This window comes from Candidatus Hakubella thermalkaliphila, assembly GCF_013281975.1.
Taxonomy (GTDB): Bacteria; Actinomycetota; Humimicrobiia; order Hakubellales; family Hakubellaceae; genus Hakubella; species Hakubella thermalkaliphila.
This window is the reverse complement of sequence record NZ_BLRZ01000407.1, coordinates 1-715: the sequence shown is the minus strand read 5'-3', so window position 1 is coordinate 715 and position 715 is coordinate 1. Positions and strand designations below refer to the sequence as shown.

2 protein-coding genes are annotated in these 715 nt (G+C 49.1%); both read left to right on the top strand.

Features of this window, described 5'->3' with window-relative positions; translation table 11 throughout:
- Window positions 1-192: glycine cleavage T C-terminal barrel domain-containing protein (locus tag HW443_RS12455; RefSeq protein WP_275942773.1), on the top strand; the 192-nt coding region annotated here is incomplete at its 5' end.
- Window positions 189-572 carry a glycine cleavage system protein GcvH gene (gene gcvH, locus HW443_RS12450; protein ID WP_176230992.1) on the top strand — a complete coding sequence of 128 codons (384 nt, stop codon included), beginning with the start codon at window positions 189-191 and terminating at the stop codon, window positions 570-572. The genes HW443_RS12455 and gcvH, both read left to right, overlap by 4 nt.
- Window positions 573-715: the final 143 nt, after the last annotated feature.

Genomic DNA, 715 nt, shown 5'->3' with positions numbered 1-715 from the left:
CAGGGGGACAGATTGGTAGGGCAGGTGACCAGTGGGGGATTCTCTCCCACTCTCAAGAGCGGGATTGCTTTGGCTCTGCTGGACAGGACTCATGTCAGATACGGAGAAAATGTAGATATTGAGATAAGGGGCAAGAGAAAAAAGGCTCAACTTACCAGGATACCGTTCATAGAAGGAGGACGAGGAAGATGAACCCTGAGGGTCTTCTCTACTCATCGGAACATGAGTGGGTCAGAAGGAAGGGTGACCACGTAGTGTTAGGAATCACTGATTACGCCCAACAAGCTTTGGGAGACATCGTCTATCTGGAAGTTCCTGAGGAGGGGACTCAGGTAGTGGCAGACGAAGCCTTTGCTGAGGTGGAGTCAGTTAAGGCAGTGTCAGACATATACTCGCCGGTTACCGGCGAGATTGTGAAGGTTAATCAGAAAGTCATCGAATCGCCAGAGATCATCCACGAGGATCCTTATGGTAAAGGATGGATAGTAGTAATCGAGATGAGCGACCCCAGCGAGCTGGACAATCTGATGACCGCAGAGGAATATGAAGAATTCATCCGGGAGCTTGAGTAGTTCAAGAGATAGACTTCCCCGTATCGACAGAAACCATTTGCAAGCGTTTAATACAGGGTCTTAAGAGACCGGAAGAGGTAACATTGCTTTCACCGGAACGAGCCCTTCAAATTGTATTGGATCAAGCCTATCTTCTGGAGCCC

What these genes read in the sequence shown, in the direction of transcription:
- gcvH (WP_176230992.1), top strand. Translation starts at nt 189, where the DNA reads ATGAACCCTGAGGGTCTTCTCTACTCATCGGAACATGAGTGGGTCAGA.